Origin of the sequence: Paenibacillus brevis, assembly GCF_018919145.1 — a bacterium.
GTDB classification, from domain to species: Bacteria; Bacillota; Bacilli; order Paenibacillales; family Paenibacillaceae; genus Fontibacillus; species Fontibacillus brevis.
In genome coordinates, this window is the sequence record NZ_JAHLQJ010000003.1 from 361639 (window position 1) to 376679 (window position 15041).

Here is a 15041-nt window from a genome sequence, read left to right on the forward strand (position 1 = left end):
CTATATCGATACGATGTCGATCAGGAGATGGTTTTCTGAGCTTTCTTGGTGCTCTTGCGCTTAGGCTTAGGTTCGCCTTCGGCTTTGGCCTTGGTGCCGCTTTTGGTTCGCTTGGCAGCGGCTGGTCCCGGATCGGCAGGGATAGGCTTCACGGCTTCAATGCTGGCCTGCAGAGCGGCCATCAGGTCGACGATATTATGCTCCTGCTTGGCCGGGGCAAGGCTGATTTCTTCTCCCGCTACCTTTTGCTCGATTAACTTCAGCAAATTGGTACGGTAATCATCGTTATATTTACCCGGCTCAAACGGCGTGGAGAGCTGCTCAATCAGCAGCTTTGCCATTGTGAGCTCCTTATCCTGAACCTGGATGTTCTCCGGCAGATTCGGAACCTGGGTGATGGGGCGAATCTCATCCGGATAGAAGATTGTCTCCACCGCCAAGCAATCATCCATCACACGGATGGCCGCAAGGCTGCTTTTAGAGCGGATCGCGACCTTGGCAACTCCGATCTTCCCGGTCTGCCGCATCGCTTCAAGCAGAAGGGAATAAGCATTGGCTCCTGCCTGATCGGGTGACAAATAGTAGGTTTTTTGAAAATAGACCGGATCGATCTCATGCAGGTCCACGAAATCCAGAATCGTAATAGTCTTCTCCGTTTGAGAAGATAATTGTTCAAGCTCCTCCTTGGTAAACAGGACATACTTGCCCTTCTCGTATTCATATCCTCTGGATATTTCCTCCCAATTTACGTCTACCTCACAATTCGGGCATCTTCGGACATAAGAGATGGGACTGCCGCAAACCTGATGAATGTATTTCATGGAGATGTCTTTGTCCTCCGTGGCAGAGAACATCTTGACTGGAACATGAACTAGGCCGAAGCTGATCGCGCCTTTCCATACGGTGTGCATCACAGGCTCCTTTCGTTTTGGCAGCAAAGGGAATGCTTCAGACAAGCTGTACTGCTATCCGCTGACCTCTGCTGTGATTTCTTGTCTTTTTGAAACAGCCTCTATAGTATGGGTGAAATTGCATTTTCTATGAATCCATCCCCCAGCACTGGACGCAGGTGCCTTATTGCGGGGGGGAGGATGGACCGATATAATGGGGACAGACGTTTGTTGGTTCCGGTGGATGAACAGGAAGGATAAGTTATCATGAGACTAGCTAAAGACAGGGCGAACGCAGATTATGTTTTTGAGGCAGGCAGCCTGGAGGCGACAGAAATGCTGGCGGCTTATTTGGCGCGCAGATCGAAGGCGGGAACTGTGATTGCGCTGGACGGAGATCTCGGCGCAGGAAAGACAGCCTTCTCCCAATTGTTCGCGAAGCACCTTCAGGTGCGGGATACAGTGAACAGCCCGACGTTTACGCTGATTAAAGAATATGAAGGACGGCTTAAGCTGTATCATATGGATGTGTATCGCCTCTCCTTGGAAGAGGCCGACGAGCTGGGGTTGGACGAGTATTTTTATGGGGATGGAGTCTCGCTGGTGGAGTGGGCCAGCCTGATTGAAGAGATCCTTCCGCCAGAGCTGCTGGAAATATATATTGAGACGGAATCTGCTACAGCCCGGAAATTTTATTTGATTGGCCATGGACAGCCCTATGAGGCATGGGTTCATAGCCTGCGAGAGAATGGAGTCATGCTGCATGAATAATATACATCAACCGGCTGCGGAGCCCGCTGGAGCCCGCCGCCTGCTCGCCTTCGATACCTCGACCTCCTCTTTGGCGGTCGCAGTGATGGAAGGGGGAACCTTGCTGGCGGAGCATCATCTTCACGCCGAGCGCAATCACTCGGCGGTACTGATCAGCGCGATCCAGGAGGCGCTGGACAAGGCCAGCATCCATAAGTCGATGCTGGACGGCATTGCCGTCGGCGTTGGCCCCGGCTCCTATACAGGAGCACGGATCGCCGTAACGACGGCGAAGACGCTTGCCTGGGCGCTGAAATTGCCGGTCTACGGCATGTCGAGCCTGGAGGCGCTGGCGCTTGGCGGCTGGGCGCGTGCCGCGGGCCAGACTGTGGCGGCGCTGGGCGCAAGCGCCGCTAGCTGCGGCGGGCGGCCTGCTGCGGATGCATCGCAGGACGCCGCCGAGGAGCTTGTCAGCGGGGACTGGATTGTCCCGCTGATGGATGGGCGGCGCGGCCAGGTATATACCGCGCTGTTCACAGCGAAGCCGGACCGGATGCCGGAGCGTCTGGCATCCGACGGCATTCGCCTGATGGCGGGCTGGATGAGCGAGCTCGCCGGACGGCTGGAGGCGGCCGCGCCAGTGGAGCGTCCCGCCCGAATCTGGATCGTGGGCGAGACGGAGACGGGGAAGGTGCAGCACCACGCTGAGGTGGCCCGCGAGGTATTAGGTCCGCATGCAGGTGAAACGCTGCGGGTGTTCCCTTATGAGCTTGAAGGCAGCTGGGTCGGACTTGCGGGCTTGCGCCGCAGCCTCCTTGGAGATAGCGACCAGCTTCATACGTTGGAGCCTAATTATACACAGCTTGCAGAGGCTGAAGCCAAGCGCCTTGGCAAGGGATAGGGGGACGTTGCAGATGGCGATCCATAACGAGAACGAGACAACACCTGCAGGCTCCGTGTCGATTCGTAAAATGACCCTGGAAGATATCCCGGACATTATGATTATTGAGCACGAGTCCTTCACGCTGCCCTGGAGCGAGGAAGCTTTTCGCAACGAGTTAACCATGAATCATTTTGCGAAGTATTTGGTCATGGAGCTGGACGGAAAGCCGATTGCCTATGGGGGAATGTGGACGATTGTGGATGAAGCGCATATTACAAATATTGCGGTTCGTACCGCCCATCGCGGACAGGGCTTGGGGGAAACGTTGCTGCTTCAACTGATTCAGCTGGCGATGGAGTACCGTATTGAACGAATGACGCTTGAAGTGCGGAAATCCAATCTGGTCGCTCAAGCACTTTATTCCAAGCTTGGCTTTGAACCGGCAGGCATTCGTAAAGGCTATTATTCCGATAATCAAGAAGATGCCATCATCATGTGGTACGAGCTGCCGGAGCAACAGCTATGGGAAGAGGAAGGAAGCGAAGAGATCGATGAGTGAGCAACAACAGGATTGCTATATATTGGCGGTAGAGACGAGCTGTGATGAGACTTCCGTTGCCGTGGTCAAGAACGGCACAGCGGTGCTGTCCAATCTGATCGCAAGCCAAATTGAGACCCATAAGGCATTCGGAGGCGTTGTTCCCGAGGTGGCTTCCCGCAAGCATGTCGAGAATATTACCATCATGCTGGAGGAAGCGGTTGATCAGGCAGGAATCGCTCCGGAGAAGCTGTCAGCCATAGCGGTGACAGAAGGGCCAGGTCTGGTTGGTGCTTTGCTTGTTGGGATTATGGCAGCCAAGAGCCTTGCCTTTGCCCTCGATAAGCCCTTAATCGGAACACATCATATCGCAGGACATATCTATGCCAACCGGCTGGTGGGAGAGATTCACTATCCTGCTCTAGCTCTTGTCGTCTCAGGCGGTCATACCGAGCTTGTGCTTATGGAGCAGGAAGGAAGCTTTAAATTGCTGGGCCGCACCCGGGACGATGCCGTTGGGGAAGCGTACGACAAAGTCGCTCGGGCACTCGGCTTTCCATATCCCGGCGGTCCGCATGTAGATAAGCTGGCGATGGAATCCCAGACATGTGAGGAGATGCCACGGGCTTGGCTTGAGCCGAACTCATATGATTTCAGCTTCAGCGGGCTGAAGTCAGCGGTGCTGAATGCAGTGAATCAGCATCGGATGAAGGGTGAAAAAGGCTATGAGGCAGGGATTGCCAGAGGCTTTCAGGAGTCGGTGATCGAGGTTGTAGTTGAGAAGGCCATTCGGGCCGTGAAGGCTTGTGGAGCCGTGCAGCTCCTGCTGTGCGGCGGAGTGGCAGCCAACAGGGGACTTCGGGAGGCTTTGACCGAGCGCTGCCGGAAGGAGCAAATACCGCTTACGATCCCGCCTCACCGTTATTGCACGGATAATGCCGCCATGATCGGCGCTGCCGCCTATCTGAAGTACAAGCAAGACTCGTATTCCGGTCTGGAGATTAAGGCTGAGGCTTCAATGTCGCTGGAGGCATGGGCGTTAAGATGATCGGGAACATTCTGCAGAATGAGCTGCTGTCGAGCTAAATAAGGGCCAATTCTCTTTAAAAGCAAGCAAACAAACAAAAGTCGGGCGGAAAACCTTGCGTTTTCTCGCGCGACTTTTGTTTTGGACTTAATTGACGCCCCTTTATGCTGTTACCAAGACTTAAAGGTGACTTCTTCCTTTTGAGTATTCTGCCCTTTAGAGGCGGGTGGAGTGCTTGGGGTTTCGGCCTTGAGCTCCAGTCCTGCCGCGGCTTCTTTTTTGGATGCTTCGTCTTGTACGGGGGCTCCGCTTCCGCCGGCCATACGGCTGGTGCCTTCAAAGATACTGCCTTCTTCAATCGAGATCGAAGCGGCGGACATGTTTCCGAACAGCTTGCCCTTTGCCGTAATCGACAGCTTGCTTCGAGCCTGTATGTTTCCATTCACTGTTCCGGCAATGATAACATTTCTTGCGATAATATTGGATTGAACGACGCCCTTTTCACCAATGGTAACATCACCTTCGCATTCGATGTCGCCGATGATTTGGCCTTCAACCCTTACGCCAGCCGCAGACTTGATCTTTCCTTCGAATACGCTTCCTTCGCCAATCAAGGTATCTGTAGTGTTAGGATCGACTTTAGCAGCTTTATTACTTTTAAACATGGTTATTCATCCTCTCCCGGAATGGTTAAATAGTTAATGGGGTCAACAGGCGTTCCTTGTTTAATGACTTCAAAATGAAGGTGCGGGCCTGTGCTCCGTCCGGTGGAGCCAAGCAGTCCTATGGTATCCCCCTGCTTGACGCTTTCCCCTTTGCTGACGCTGATTTCCTTCATATGCATATAATTCGTCTTCACTCCTGATGGATGGGAGATGGTAATATAATTGCCTCTGGCGGAGCTATAGCCTGTATCCGTAACGGTTCCGTTCGCAGCCGCGTAGATCGGATCTCCGGATGGACCGCCTATGTCGATTCCGTTATGGGACGTTAGGGTGCCATTGAACGGATCTCTGCGTGTGCCGAAGGTAGAGGTAATACGGACAGATTTGGTCGGCCAGTAAGTGGGCAGAATCGTCATCATCTCTTTATATTTCTTCAAATTGGTCTTGGTTTGCTCCATTCGGCTCTGCAGCTCGGGCATTTCCTCCAGCGAGGAACCGATGCTCAGCTTGGTTTTCTCAATGAGGGTGCTGACCTCTTCGTCTGACAGCGGGATCGCTTCTCCGCCTACACCGCCTTCTGTATCTGCATGCTCCATCGATTTATCGGAGTCGGTCAGAGCATTGCCGGTGCCGGATGACTTGCGGCCTCCGCTGGTAATGGCCTTCATATCGGCTTCGAGCTGTTCAAGCTCCGCCATCTTCGATTCAATCGTCTTTGACTTCTCGGATAAGTCCATGAGTTCAGTCAGCAGTTCGTCGATCGCTTGCTCTTTATTGGCAACGGTGCTTTCCAGTCGATTCGTCGAGGTTGATAATTCGGCCTTCAAGCTTACAATTCGGCCGGTGTGCTGGCGGTTCATGATCATCAGCATCATCAGCATACCAAGCAAGACGAGCAGGATAGCCCCCAAAGTGATCATGGAAAAAGAGCGCATGCTGAATCGGAATACCGGGCTAGTTCCTTCGGGAACGATGAGCACGGTATACTTCTTGTTCTTAGGTCTTAACTTGAGTTTCATTGGGTCCTCCTAAAATCCTAAAATCCTCCAAAAAACATCCCCGATCAATAGTCCAAAGGTATTTATTCGGCAAAACCATCCAAATCCCTCCTAAAATCAAAAAAAATGTACTCAAAATCACATAATCTAGAAGGAATCTGTCACATAGTAGCGAATTCAGTTGTATCGTGTCTTCCTTGGCTTGATTTTGATATGGATATTTTTTAGGTTGATAAGGAGGTAATTATGATTAAAATTGCCGGTATTGATGTTGGTAATGATAGCGTCAAGGTCGTCGTGGACGGCTCGGCTCGTCCGATATTAATCCCTAGTATTGTTTCTCCGGGATATGAGAGACATATTTTGCAAGAAGAGGATTCGCCGTTAAAGGCATTGGACGTGCAGATTCGCAGTCCGAAGCTGAAAAGAAGTAATCAACGCTACTTTGTCGGGATGTTGGCTATGGAGGATCAGGATAACTCCGAGCTGGAGGAAACAGATAACAAGGCAACCAGTGACCAGGCTCTGGTGGTTGCACTCACAGCTCTTGCTTATGCGGCCCTGGCGGATCAAACCTACCCGGCTGCAGGGAGTCTGGAGGAAGTAGAGTACATTATCGGTACTGGTCTTCCGGTACGTTCATTTGTGGCTTTTCACAATGCTTTTGAAGAGCGCCTGACCGGTGAACATGAAGTAGCGTTCTTATCTACGCCAGGTCTTCGCGGACGTACAGTCCGGATCATTATCCGACGTGTGGTGGTATCGGTCGAAGGGGCTGCTGCCCTGTATCATCTGGCTACAAATGATCAACTACAGGTGAATAGTGACGAGATACATAACGGCTGCATCGGAATTTGTGAGATTGGTGCGTTAACCACTGATTTTCCAGTGGTCAAACGGATGAATATCGATAACCAATTTAGTACAGGCGAACAGTTTGGACTTGCCGCCTACCTGGATTCGATCATTCGTGATGTCGAGGATCAATTTGGCTATCGGTTTCCTAGCCGTGCCAAGCTTATCGGCAGAATCCGCAACCGAGAGTTTGCAATTCAACGGGTGGGTGAAGGCAAAGCCGACATCCGTCCGATTGTAGATATGTATTTTAGCCGTGCAGCACAAAAGCTGGTTGATCTGATCCGTAAACGGTGGAAGAAGTATCCGGATATCGAGTGCTTCTATGTTCTTGGAGGCGGCGCATCTGCCTTGCGCTCCTATATTGTTGATGCAGCAGGCAGCATGAGGCTGAGATTTGAGGAAGACAGCGAAATGTTGAATGTTCATGGATATTTGAAGCTTGCAAAAAGTAAGTCTGGCTATTCCCAGAACGGGGCACCTGCCAATTAATGAATTGAAGATAAGTCTTAACCAAGGAGGACGGGCCGCAATCGCGGCTCGTCTTCTCGTATATATAAGGGAAAGGTTATAATAAGTACCAGGCAAGGAGTGATTGATATGCAAGAGATACAAGGTCAATTATTTACTCAATCAACAATATTGCAGGATTTAAAAGAGCTGGGAATTGAGTCAGGCATGGCATTGATGGTTCATTCTTCATTCAAGTCGTTAGGCTCATGGGTAGCCGGCGGGCCGGTGGCCGTCATTCTTGCACTGGAGGAAGCGCTTGGGGAGACAGGCACCCTTGTCATGCCGACGCATTCCAATGACCTTAGCGATCCGGAGAACTGGATGAATCCGCCGGTATCTCCGGAGTGGTGGGAGGAGATTCGCGAGCATATGCCGCCCTATGATCCTCACTTGACACCGCTTTGGTTCATGGGGATCATTCCTGAACTGTTTCGCAAACAGGAGGGGACTCTGCGAAGCAGTCATCCCCATCATTCCTTTGCGGCAAGGGGGCCGAAGGCGGCTAGCCTTATTACCGGCCATGCTCTTGCCTTCAGCTTGGGGGAGGATTCTCCGCTGGCCAGATTCTATGACGAAGAGGGCTGGATTTTGCTGCTTGGTGTCGGTCATGGGAATAATACCTCGATTCATTTGGCGGAGTACCGGGCTAAGTTTTCGGGAAAAAAGCAAATCCCTAATAAAGCGCCCTTACTTGTAGATGGGGTTAAGCAATGGGTGGAGTTCCCGGATCTGGAGTTGAACTCGGATGATTTTGAAGTGATTGGAAATTCATTTGAAGCCGAGACAAAGCAGGTCAGACGAGGGAGGGTGGCGGGCGCTGAAGCAGTACTTGTTCCGCAGCGTGCATTAGTCGATTATGCGGTAGACTGGATGGAGCGAAATCGGTAACTAAGGCCCTAATTTATTTGTCAAGATGTGGACAAAGTTATCCACATATCGTGTATGAATTTTATGAAAAACAGATGAAAGCTTGTCTATCAGTAAGGGAAGCACTTTCTCGAAAAACACCTCATTTTTTTCAGAAAACTGTGGATAGTGTGCATAAGTCAGTGGATAAGCCGTGAAAATTAGTTCATTTCCGGATAAAATGCGGAAAAAAGCGACCTCGCAAGGTCGCTTTTGTTGTGAATAACTACTGCATAACTGTAGATAAGTCTTTTTTGTCAGCTTCATGTTTTTTTCTGCGTGCTGACCAAAGCCGGAGCCCAGTGAGCAATGCGGCAACCAAGCAGATCACTGCTGAAGTCGTGTAAGCAGCCTTCATACCGAAGAGGAAGATGTCAGGACGGCCAGGGATCAGATCGGTAACCCGATAACCAGCCTTTGTACTCATCGTATGAAACAGGACGGTGGTTGCCACGGTAATTCCGGTGACCATACCGACGTTACGGACGAGCGAGTTTACGCTTCCTGCTACACCGAGTTGGGATCTGGGAGCCTGCGACATGATCAGTGAATTATTGCCCGGCTGGAAGATCCCGTTGCCAAGGCCGAGCATGGCGATGAGCAGAATGACAATTGAGAGCGGACTTCCATCATGAAGGGATGCCAGGCCGATGTGGGTGGCGAACATCAGGAGGAGTCCGACGAAGGTCAACAGCTCGGAGCCGATCTTATCGGAGAGCGCCCCGCTTAACGGAGATACGATAACCATGATGACCGGGAAGACCATCAGAACCAGTCCGGCATGAAAAGGTGACAGATTCAAGATGCTTTGCAGGTAGAACGGCGACAGGATGTTATATGCGAAATTTGCTGCAAAGGTAAGAAAGCCGCACAGTATGCTCAATGAGAACAATGGGTTTTTGAATAAATTCAATTGCAGTAAAGGCTGTGCTTTTCGTGCTTCAACACTTAGGAAGGCAGCTAGCACGAAGACGGACGCGATAAAGGATGCGATGATCCACGGGTTGTTATATCCGGTCTGCTGGCCGAGCAGCAACCCTGAAAATAAGGCGAGAATGAACAGCGTGAACAGGATGCTTCCTGATGTATCAATCTTGACCTTAAGCAAGCTGACATCCTTAGGAAGAAGACGCCAGGCAATAATCACGGCCGCAAGACCGATCGGAACATTTACCCAAAATATATATTGCCAGCCTAATCCGGATACGATAACACCGCCAAGGCTTGGACCTGCTATACTTCCAAGGGATACGAAGGTGCCTACCAGCCCCAGGGCCTTGCCCCGTTCATTCTTCGGAAATATTTCGGTTACAATCCCCTGGTTGTTCGCCATTGTCATCGCTGCGCCGAGTGCTTGCACAGCTCGGGAAAGGATAAGGGTGACCAGCGTGTTGCTAAGTCCGCAAAGCAGCGAGCCGATAAGGAAGAGAACCATGCCCCATTTGAATACGTTGATTTTGCCGAAAATATCGCCGAGCTTGCCGAAAAATAGAATTGCTGCACAGATCACCATTAAATAGCTCGTGACGACCCACTCAGTCTGAGCGACGGGCAGCCCCAGGGTCTGTGAAATCGAAGGCAATGCAATGTTGACGATGCTTCCATCCAACGTCGACATAAAGGTAAATAAGTTAAGGATGATGAGAAGCGTCCAGCGTCTCTTTTGGATGGACGGGTCGTCCACAAAGGAACGTGGAGCAGTTAGGGTATCTTGGGGTTTCATGCTATGAAGCACCTCTCTTTAGTCGTATGAAGAATTAGTTGCACACGCAACTACATGATGCTCACCTATTGTACTTCTAATTAGTTGCATGTGCAACTAATTTAAGGTACTATTTTTTACATGAGCCAGGGAAAGGGAGTACCTTTGATATGAATTCCATCGGCAAGCTAATTTCTTATAGTAATCGGATTTATCAGAAGCATTTATCCAAACGATTAAAGCAAATTAATTTTGGAAGCGGGGCCCATCAGAGTTATCTGATTCTGGTCCTGAAACGGCCCGGGCTTACTCAGGAGCAGCTCACGAGTGAAGTGAAGTTCGACAAGGCAACGACAGCGCGGTCTGTAAAGCAACTAGAGGAGGCCGGGTATGTCGAGCGAAGGGTGGACGCAAAGGACCGCCGCTCCTATCGGCTCTACCCCACTGCGAAGGCAAGGGAAGTTGAACCCGAGATGTATAAGGTGTTGGCAGACGTGAATGAGCATCTGACTCGTCATTTGGCACCGGATGAGCGCGAGCAATTGTCTGCATTGCTGGAGAAGCTGTATGAAGGGATTAAGGAAGAGAACGTTTGAATATAGCAAAACCTCGCCATTGGCGAGGTTTTTTCTAATCCAGGTTTAGCTATTCATTCTCGGCAGCTAAAGCTTCCCACTCTTCATAAGCTTCAGCCAAAGCTGTCTTCTGCTGGTCAATGATATTCTGGCGTTCTTGTACAGCCTCATAATCTTGATAGACTTCAGGCAGCGCTAACTCGGCTTCCAACTCAGCAATTTGGGTTTCTATCGCTGAGATGGTCTCCTCCAGCTGTTCCATACGCCGCTTACGTGCGCGTTCCTGCCGTTTCATTTGCTTGTCAGCCTCATAGGAAGTAGCGCCTGACTTACTCCCCGCAGCCTCGCTCTCTCCGGCGAGAACAGGGGCTCTGTTTTTTGCCGATTCTGTATTTGCCAATTCAGCGGCCAGTTCTTCAAGCTCCTGCTTTTTGGCGAGGTAGTCGTCATAATTACCCAGGAAATGCTCGGCACCCTGCGGGTGAAGCTCGATGATGCGTTCGGCCATTTTATTCAGGAAGTAGCGGTCATGGGAGATGAACAGAAGAGTTCCGTCATATTCGAGCAGGGCCGACTCGAGCACTTCCTTACTAAATAAATCCAAATGGTTCGTCGGTTCGTCAAGAATCAACACATTGGCCCGTTGAAGCATCAGCTTGGCCAGAGCGACACGCGCCTTTTCTCCCCCGCTCAATGAAGAGACCTTCTTAAGCACATCCTCGCCGCTGAACAGGAAATTGCCAAGCACGCTGCGAATTCGAGCCTCCTCCATATAAGGGTAGGTGCCCCAAACCTCTTCCAATACCGTATTCAGCGGGTTCAGATGACTCTGTTCCTGATCATAGAAGCCGATTTTGACCTTAGCGCCCCAGGAAATACTGCCTGACGAGGGAGCAAGATCATGGGTCAGCATCTTCAATAGTGTCGATTTGCCGATTCCATTCGGTCCAATGAGCGCGACAGTTTCGCCGCGACGAAGATAGAAGTTTACATTTTGAAACAGAGGCTTGCTTGCCTTATGAAATGAAAAGGATAATTGATCGACCTGGAGCACATCCTTGCCGCTCATGATCTCCGCCTCAAAGGAGAAGTTGGCCTTCTTGAGATCGCCTAGCGGCCGATCCATCACGTCCATTTTCTCCAGCGCCTTTCGGCGGCTCTGCGCGCGCTTCGTGGTGGAAGCACGTACGATATTGCGGCGAATGAAGTCCTCCATCCGGGCAATCTCGTCCTGCTGCTTTTCATAAAGCTTCATTTGGCTCTCGTATTCTGCGGCTTTAATTTCAATATAACGGCTGTAATTCCCGGTATACCGCTGAGACTGATGCCGTTCAATCTCCACAATACAGGTGACAAGACGGTCGAGAAAATACCGGTCATGCGATACAACCAGCAGGGCGCCAGCGTAATTGCGAAGATAATCCTCCAGCCAGGTCAAAGTTTGGATATCCAGATGGTTCGTCGGTTCATCCAGCATAAGCAGGTCCGGTGCCTGGAGCAAAATCCGCGCCAATGCCAGACGAGTCTTCTGACCGCCGCTGAGGGTAGAGACGATTGTGGATGGGTCAAAGGAGCCGAAGCCCATACCGTGCAGCACGCTTTTGATTCGGGTCTCGATTTCATAGCCGCCATGATCCCTGAACCAATCGGATTTAACAGCATACTTGGTCAACAAATCCTGATAGGCCTTGTCTTCGTGATCCCGTGATGGATCGGCGATCTCGGCTTCCATTCTTCTTAGATCCTGTTCGGCATCTGTCAGCTCGGAAAATACGGCCAGCATTTCTTCCCAAATGGATCGATCAGATTGAAGACCGCTGTTCTGGGCAAGATAGCCCACCCGAGTCTCTTTTGCCTTGAATATTTGTCCGCCGTCCGGCGAGATTTCATTCGCTAAAATTTGCAGCAGGGTGGATTTCCCGGCTCCATTCACACCGACGAGACCAATCCGGTCCCGCTCCAGAACTTGCAGATTAACTCCTCCAAGGATGGTGGTTACACCATATAGCTTGGTAATTTCAGTAGCTTGAAGCAGCATATTGCGTGACATCCTCCCAAATGAACTTGCACTCTATGCCTAGTGTACATGAAAATACAGTGAAATGCATCGCTATTCCCGCTAAATGAGCTTGTTTCTGTAATAGTGAAAGTTTTCATTTTAACCTAAGAATGATACACTAAGAAGTAGAATCAAAAGAGGTTGATGGCCCGAAAAAGGAGTCTTTCATGGAAAGGGTACAGGACAAGCAGGCACTTAGAGATAAGATGAAGCGAATTCGTTCACAGGTTCCTGCGGCTTCAAGAGAACTGCAGTCCAAGGCGGCCAGCCTGCTGGCCGAGTCGGAATGGCTCGCTCCGCTTCGCAAGGCAAGAGGCAGGGAACTGAATGTATGCTGCTATCTGTCCTTTGGAGATGAACCGGATACGGGATACTTGCTTGAAAGCTGCAAGGCTCGGGGGGACCGCCTGATCGTGCCTCGCCTGGCTGGCCGGACCATGAAGCTGCACCTGCTGGAGAAGCATCAGGAGCTGGTGCCGGGACTCTGGGGGATTCCAGAGCCGCCTGGAGATGCGAAGGAATGGGACAGTGAACGGTACGGGGAGATCGATGCGGTCATCATTCCGGGACTAGCGTTTGATCGTTGGGGTGGAAGGATCGGCTTCGGAGCAGGGTATTATGACCGGCTTATCGCACGGATCAGAGCTCGAGAGGCATTCCGCTTACGGGATCATGAAAGCAGTAATTTCCCTGCAGAGCTGGGAGCCATCGCGCTGCGGGAGCAGATTCTGAAAGATCAGGTGCCTATGGAGGCTCATGATTTTAGAGTGGACAAAATTTTTACTCCTGATGGGATCATGGAGATTAATGATACGTAAGTAGCACCAAATTTATTTGAATTACTGCACTTTTAAGCTGCAGACGAACATAGATAGCTTTGCTATAGAACTGGAGGGTGACTCATGGTTTGGAAGACGGCGATCCTAACGGCAAGTGACAAAGGAGCCAGAGGCGAGCGTGAAGACACGAGTGCCCAGGTAATCCGTGAACTGGTGGAGGAAGAGTTGGGCGGTGAAATTGTTGAATACCGGATTGTTCCTGATGAACCGGATGAGATTATTGCGGCATTGATTGAGATGACGGACTATTTTCAAGCGGATCTGGTGCTGACTACGGGGGGAACGGAGTTGGCAATCCGGGATGTGACTCCTGAAGCAACGCGGAGGGTTATTGAGCGGGAAGTACCCGGAATGGCTGAGGCAATGCGGCACACGGCTATGCAGAAGAACCGGGGGGCTATGCTGTTTCGGGGAATCGTCGGCATTCGCGGCCGTACCTTGATCGTGAATTTGCCAGGGACGCCGAAGGGGGTTCATGAGAATCTTGCCGCTATCATGGATCAGCTTCCAGAGGCTTTGCTCATGGTGACAGGCCAATTCAGATTATAACCCTGGTTTTCTGACATAAAGTTGTCACGCCGATGGACTAATTCTGTGATATAGGTTATGTTATTACTATATTGATGAAAGGGTTTTCGGAGGGGGCGAACAATCATGTCAGGCGGACTCCTACTTATTATCATTGCGGCACTGCTGCTCTTTGGACCGAATAAGTTACCGGAACTGGGGCGGGCTGTCGGTCGTACATACCGAGAATTTAAAGAGGCTACCCGTGATCTTGCAGAGGATTCACCTGTCGCCAAGCCAGAGGCGGACGCAGTCTCAACAGAAGCTCAGAGCGAGAAGCGTGATTCCCGGCACTTACCTGAATAGCCGGTCTATATTGTATTTGAGTGTCCCTTCCTGTTACAGGGAGGGACATTTCCATGATATTGCTTGTTGCGGAGACAATTCCTGCTGAATAAGGGAGGTAGTTGGATGAGTGATGACAAAGTGCATAAACAGCAGACGGTCGTAGATCATCTGACAGAGCTTCGGCGCAGACTCGTTTACGTATTAATGGTGTTTGTATTAGTGCTTGTGGGAGCCTTTTTCATCGTTGATCCAATCTATCATTACATGACCATGAATGTACTTTCCGGGGTCATTATTGAGTTGAACGCCTTTTCATTCTGGGATGGCGTCGGCGTTTATATGAAGATCTCCATGCTGGTTGCATTAGCTGTTACCCTCCCGTTTACCTTGTACCAAGTCTGGGCCTTTGTCAGCCCGGGCCTGAAGCCTAAGGAGCGTAAGGCTACACTACGCTATATTCCTTTCGTGTTCCTCTTGTTTATCCTGGGTCTAGCCTTTGGATATTTTGTTGTCTTTCCCTTGGCCATGACCTTTACCGGAACTGTAAACAAGGAGCTGGGCCTTGTCGAAACTTACGGGATGGCAGATTATTTTACATTTCTAATGAATATTGTTCTTCCGATCTCTCTATTGTTTGAACTGCCGTTAATTATTTTATTTCTTACACAGCTTCGACTATTGAACCCGGCACGCCTGAAAAAGATGCGGAGAGTTGCTTATTTCATTCTTGTGGTGATCTCGGTTATGATTACGCCGGCCGATTTTTTCTCCGCGTTTCTGGTTCTGATCCCGCTCATCGTTCTGTATGAATTCAGCGTGGTTTTATCCGGTAGAGTATATAAACGTCAGCAGGCAAAGGATGCAGAGAGAAACGGAAAGGCTGCTTCTTCCAATTGATCGATCCGTGCTGGTTATGAGGCTGTCCCAAAAGTCATAAACAATGATGACTAAGGGTAAGCCTCCTTTTAAAAAAATGTAAAACAAAA

General features: G+C 50.5%; 16 protein-coding genes. 11 read left to right on the plus strand and 5 right to left on the minus strand.

Annotation, left to right across the window (positions count from 1 at the left end):
• Window positions 1-20 precede the first annotated feature (20 nt).
• Window positions 21-911: a non-homologous end joining protein Ku gene (ku, locus tag KQJ23_RS05335; RefSeq protein WP_216477673.1), complete on the minus strand. Its 891-nt coding sequence runs from the start codon at window positions 909-911 to the stop codon at window positions 21-23.
• Window positions 912-1157: 246 nt separating this feature from the next.
• On the opposite strand from ku, the gene tsaE reads away from it, so the two are divergent.
• The 4 genes from tsaE to tsaD are packed head-to-tail and all read left to right on the plus strand — an operon-like array spanning window position 1158 to window position 4109.
• The gene (gene tsaE / locus KQJ23_RS05340; protein ID WP_216477638.1) at window positions 1158-1661 is read left to right on the plus strand and encodes a tRNA (adenosine(37)-N6)-threonylcarbamoyltransferase complex ATPase subunit type 1 TsaE; all 504 of its coding nucleotides are present in this window, start codon (window positions 1158-1160) and stop codon (window positions 1659-1661) included.
• The gene (tsaB, locus tag KQJ23_RS05345; protein ID WP_216477639.1) at window positions 1654-2541 is read left to right on the plus strand and encodes a tRNA (adenosine(37)-N6)-threonylcarbamoyltransferase complex dimerization subunit type 1 TsaB; all 888 of its coding nucleotides are present in this window, start codon (window positions 1654-1656) and stop codon (window positions 2539-2541) included. Before tsaE ends, tsaB begins: the two co-directional genes overlap by 8 nt.
• Window positions 2542-2554: 13 nt before the next feature.
• Window positions 2555-3082: a ribosomal protein S18-alanine N-acetyltransferase gene (gene rimI / locus KQJ23_RS05350; protein ID WP_430522279.1), complete on the plus strand. Its 528-nt coding sequence runs from the start codon at window positions 2555-2557 to the stop codon at window positions 3080-3082.
• A complete protein-coding gene (gene tsaD, locus KQJ23_RS05355) occupies window positions 3075-4109 on the plus strand; it encodes a tRNA (adenosine(37)-N6)-threonylcarbamoyltransferase complex transferase subunit TsaD (protein WP_216477640.1) in 1035 nt (344 codons plus the stop codon). Before rimI ends, tsaD begins: the two co-directional genes overlap by 8 nt.
• 149 nt (window positions 4110-4258) lie before the next feature.
• On the opposite strand, the gene KQJ23_RS05360 is transcribed toward tsaD, so the two are convergent.
• Both KQJ23_RS05360 and KQJ23_RS05365 read right to left on the minus strand, forming a co-directional pair.
• The gene (locus tag KQJ23_RS05360; RefSeq protein ID WP_216477641.1) at window positions 4259-4753 is read right to left on the minus strand and encodes a bactofilin family protein; all 495 of its coding nucleotides are present in this window, start codon (window positions 4751-4753) and stop codon (window positions 4259-4261) included.
• A gap of 2 nt (window positions 4754-4755) precedes the next feature.
• Entirely contained in the window at window positions 4756-5772 is a 1017-nt protein-coding gene (locus tag KQJ23_RS05365) for a M23 family metallopeptidase (protein WP_216477642.1), read from the minus strand.
• Between the two features lie 225 nt (window positions 5773-5997).
• Here KQJ23_RS05365 and KQJ23_RS05370 point away from each other — a divergent pair, with 225 nt between their 5' ends.
• Both KQJ23_RS05370 and KQJ23_RS05375 read left to right on the plus strand, forming a co-directional pair.
• The gene (locus KQJ23_RS05370; RefSeq protein ID WP_216477643.1) at window positions 5998-7098 is read left to right on the plus strand and encodes a ParM/StbA family protein; all 1101 of its coding nucleotides are present in this window, start codon (window positions 5998-6000) and stop codon (window positions 7096-7098) included.
• A 108-nt stretch (window positions 7099-7206) separates the two neighbouring features.
• A complete protein-coding gene (locus tag KQJ23_RS05375) occupies window positions 7207-8007 on the plus strand; it encodes an AAC(3) family N-acetyltransferase (RefSeq protein ID WP_216477644.1) in 801 nt (266 codons plus the stop codon).
• A 244-nt stretch (window positions 8008-8251) separates the two neighbouring features.
• On the opposite strand, the gene KQJ23_RS05380 is transcribed toward KQJ23_RS05375, so the two are convergent.
• On the minus strand, window positions 8252-9748 hold the full coding sequence (locus KQJ23_RS05380) for an MFS transporter (RefSeq protein ID WP_216477645.1): 1497 nt from the start codon (window positions 9746-9748) through the stop codon (window positions 8252-8254).
• Window positions 9749-9897: 149 nt separating this feature from the next.
• Here KQJ23_RS05380 and KQJ23_RS05385 point away from each other — a divergent pair, with 149 nt between their 5' ends.
• Window positions 9898-10323, plus strand: coding sequence for a MarR family winged helix-turn-helix transcriptional regulator (locus tag KQJ23_RS05385; protein ID WP_216477646.1), 426 nt, complete (start codon window positions 9898-9900; stop codon window positions 10321-10323).
• Between the two features lie 49 nt (window positions 10324-10372).
• On the opposite strand, the gene KQJ23_RS05390 is transcribed toward KQJ23_RS05385, so the two are convergent.
• On the minus strand, window positions 10373-12340 hold the full coding sequence (locus tag KQJ23_RS05390) for an ABC-F family ATP-binding cassette domain-containing protein (RefSeq protein WP_216477675.1): 1968 nt from the start codon (window positions 12338-12340) through the stop codon (window positions 10373-10375).
• Window positions 12341-12528: 188 nt separating this feature from the next.
• Here KQJ23_RS05390 and KQJ23_RS05395 point away from each other — a divergent pair, with 188 nt between their 5' ends.
• From KQJ23_RS05395 to tatC, 4 genes are all read left to right on the plus strand, one after another.
• The gene (locus tag KQJ23_RS05395) at window positions 12529-13179 is read left to right on the plus strand and encodes a 5-formyltetrahydrofolate cyclo-ligase (RefSeq protein ID WP_216477647.1); all 651 of its coding nucleotides are present in this window, start codon (window positions 12529-12531) and stop codon (window positions 13177-13179) included.
• Window positions 13180-13263: 84 nt separating this feature from the next.
• Window positions 13264-13749 carry a MogA/MoaB family molybdenum cofactor biosynthesis protein gene (locus KQJ23_RS05400; RefSeq protein WP_216477648.1) on the plus strand — a complete coding sequence of 162 codons (486 nt, stop codon included), beginning with the start codon at window positions 13264-13266 and terminating at the stop codon, window positions 13747-13749.
• 105 nt (window positions 13750-13854) lie between these two features.
• Window positions 13855-14073 (plus strand): twin-arginine translocase TatA/TatE family subunit, encoded by a 219-nt coding sequence (tatA, locus tag KQJ23_RS05405; RefSeq protein ID WP_216477649.1) that lies wholly within the window; start codon window positions 13855-13857, stop codon window positions 14071-14073.
• Window positions 14074-14178: 105 nt separating this feature from the next.
• Complete coding sequence (tatC, locus tag KQJ23_RS05410; protein ID WP_216477650.1) at window positions 14179-14952, plus strand: twin-arginine translocase subunit TatC; 774 nt, start codon at window positions 14179-14181, stop codon at window positions 14950-14952.
• The last annotated feature ends 89 nt before the right edge of the window (window positions 14953-15041 follow it).

Excerpts from the sequence above, each read along its gene's own strand:
- rimI (WP_430522279.1), top strand. The coding sequence starts at position 2,555 with ATGGCGATCCATAACGAGAACGAGACAACACCTGCAGGCTCCGTGTCG.
- KQJ23_RS05395 (WP_216477647.1), top strand. The coding sequence starts at position 12,529 with ATGGAAAGGGTACAGGACAAGCAGGCACTTAGAGATAAGATGAAGCGA.
- KQJ23_RS05370 (WP_216477643.1), top strand. The coding sequence starts at position 5,998 with ATGATTAAAATTGCCGGTATTGATGTTGGTAATGATAGCGTCAAGGTC.
- tsaD (WP_216477640.1), top strand. The coding sequence starts at position 3,075 with ATGAGTGAGCAACAACAGGATTGCTATATATTGGCGGTAGAGACGAGC.
- KQJ23_RS05400 (WP_216477648.1), top strand. The coding sequence starts at position 13,264 with ATGGTTTGGAAGACGGCGATCCTAACGGCAAGTGACAAAGGAGCCAGA.
- KQJ23_RS05375 (WP_216477644.1), top strand. The coding sequence starts at position 7,207 with ATGCAAGAGATACAAGGTCAATTATTTACTCAATCAACAATATTGCAG.
- KQJ23_RS05360 (WP_216477641.1), bottom strand. The coding sequence starts at position 4,753 with ATGTTTAAAAGTAATAAAGCTGCTAAAGTCGATCCTAACACTACAGAT.
- KQJ23_RS05365 (WP_216477642.1), bottom strand. The coding sequence starts at position 5,772 with ATGAAACTCAAGTTAAGACCTAAGAACAAGAAGTATACCGTGCTCATC.
- tatC (WP_216477650.1), top strand. The coding sequence starts at position 14,179 with ATGAGTGATGACAAAGTGCATAAACAGCAGACGGTCGTAGATCATCTG.
- tatA (WP_216477649.1), top strand. The coding sequence starts at position 13,855 with ATGTCAGGCGGACTCCTACTTATTATCATTGCGGCACTGCTGCTCTTT.
- KQJ23_RS05390 (WP_216477675.1), bottom strand. The coding sequence starts at position 12,340 with ATGCTGCTTCAAGCTACTGAAATTACCAAGCTATATGGTGTAACCACC.
- tsaE (WP_216477638.1), top strand. The coding sequence starts at position 1,158 with ATGAGACTAGCTAAAGACAGGGCGAACGCAGATTATGTTTTTGAGGCA.
- KQJ23_RS05380 (WP_216477645.1), bottom strand. The coding sequence starts at position 9,748 with ATGAAACCCCAAGATACCCTAACTGCTCCACGTTCCTTTGTGGACGAC.
- KQJ23_RS05385 (WP_216477646.1), top strand. The coding sequence starts at position 9,898 with ATGAATTCCATCGGCAAGCTAATTTCTTATAGTAATCGGATTTATCAG.
- tsaB (WP_216477639.1), top strand. The coding sequence starts at position 1,654 with ATGAATAATATACATCAACCGGCTGCGGAGCCCGCTGGAGCCCGCCGC.
- ku (WP_216477673.1), bottom strand. The coding sequence starts at position 911 with ATGCACACCGTATGGAAAGGCGCGATCAGCTTCGGCCTAGTTCATGTT.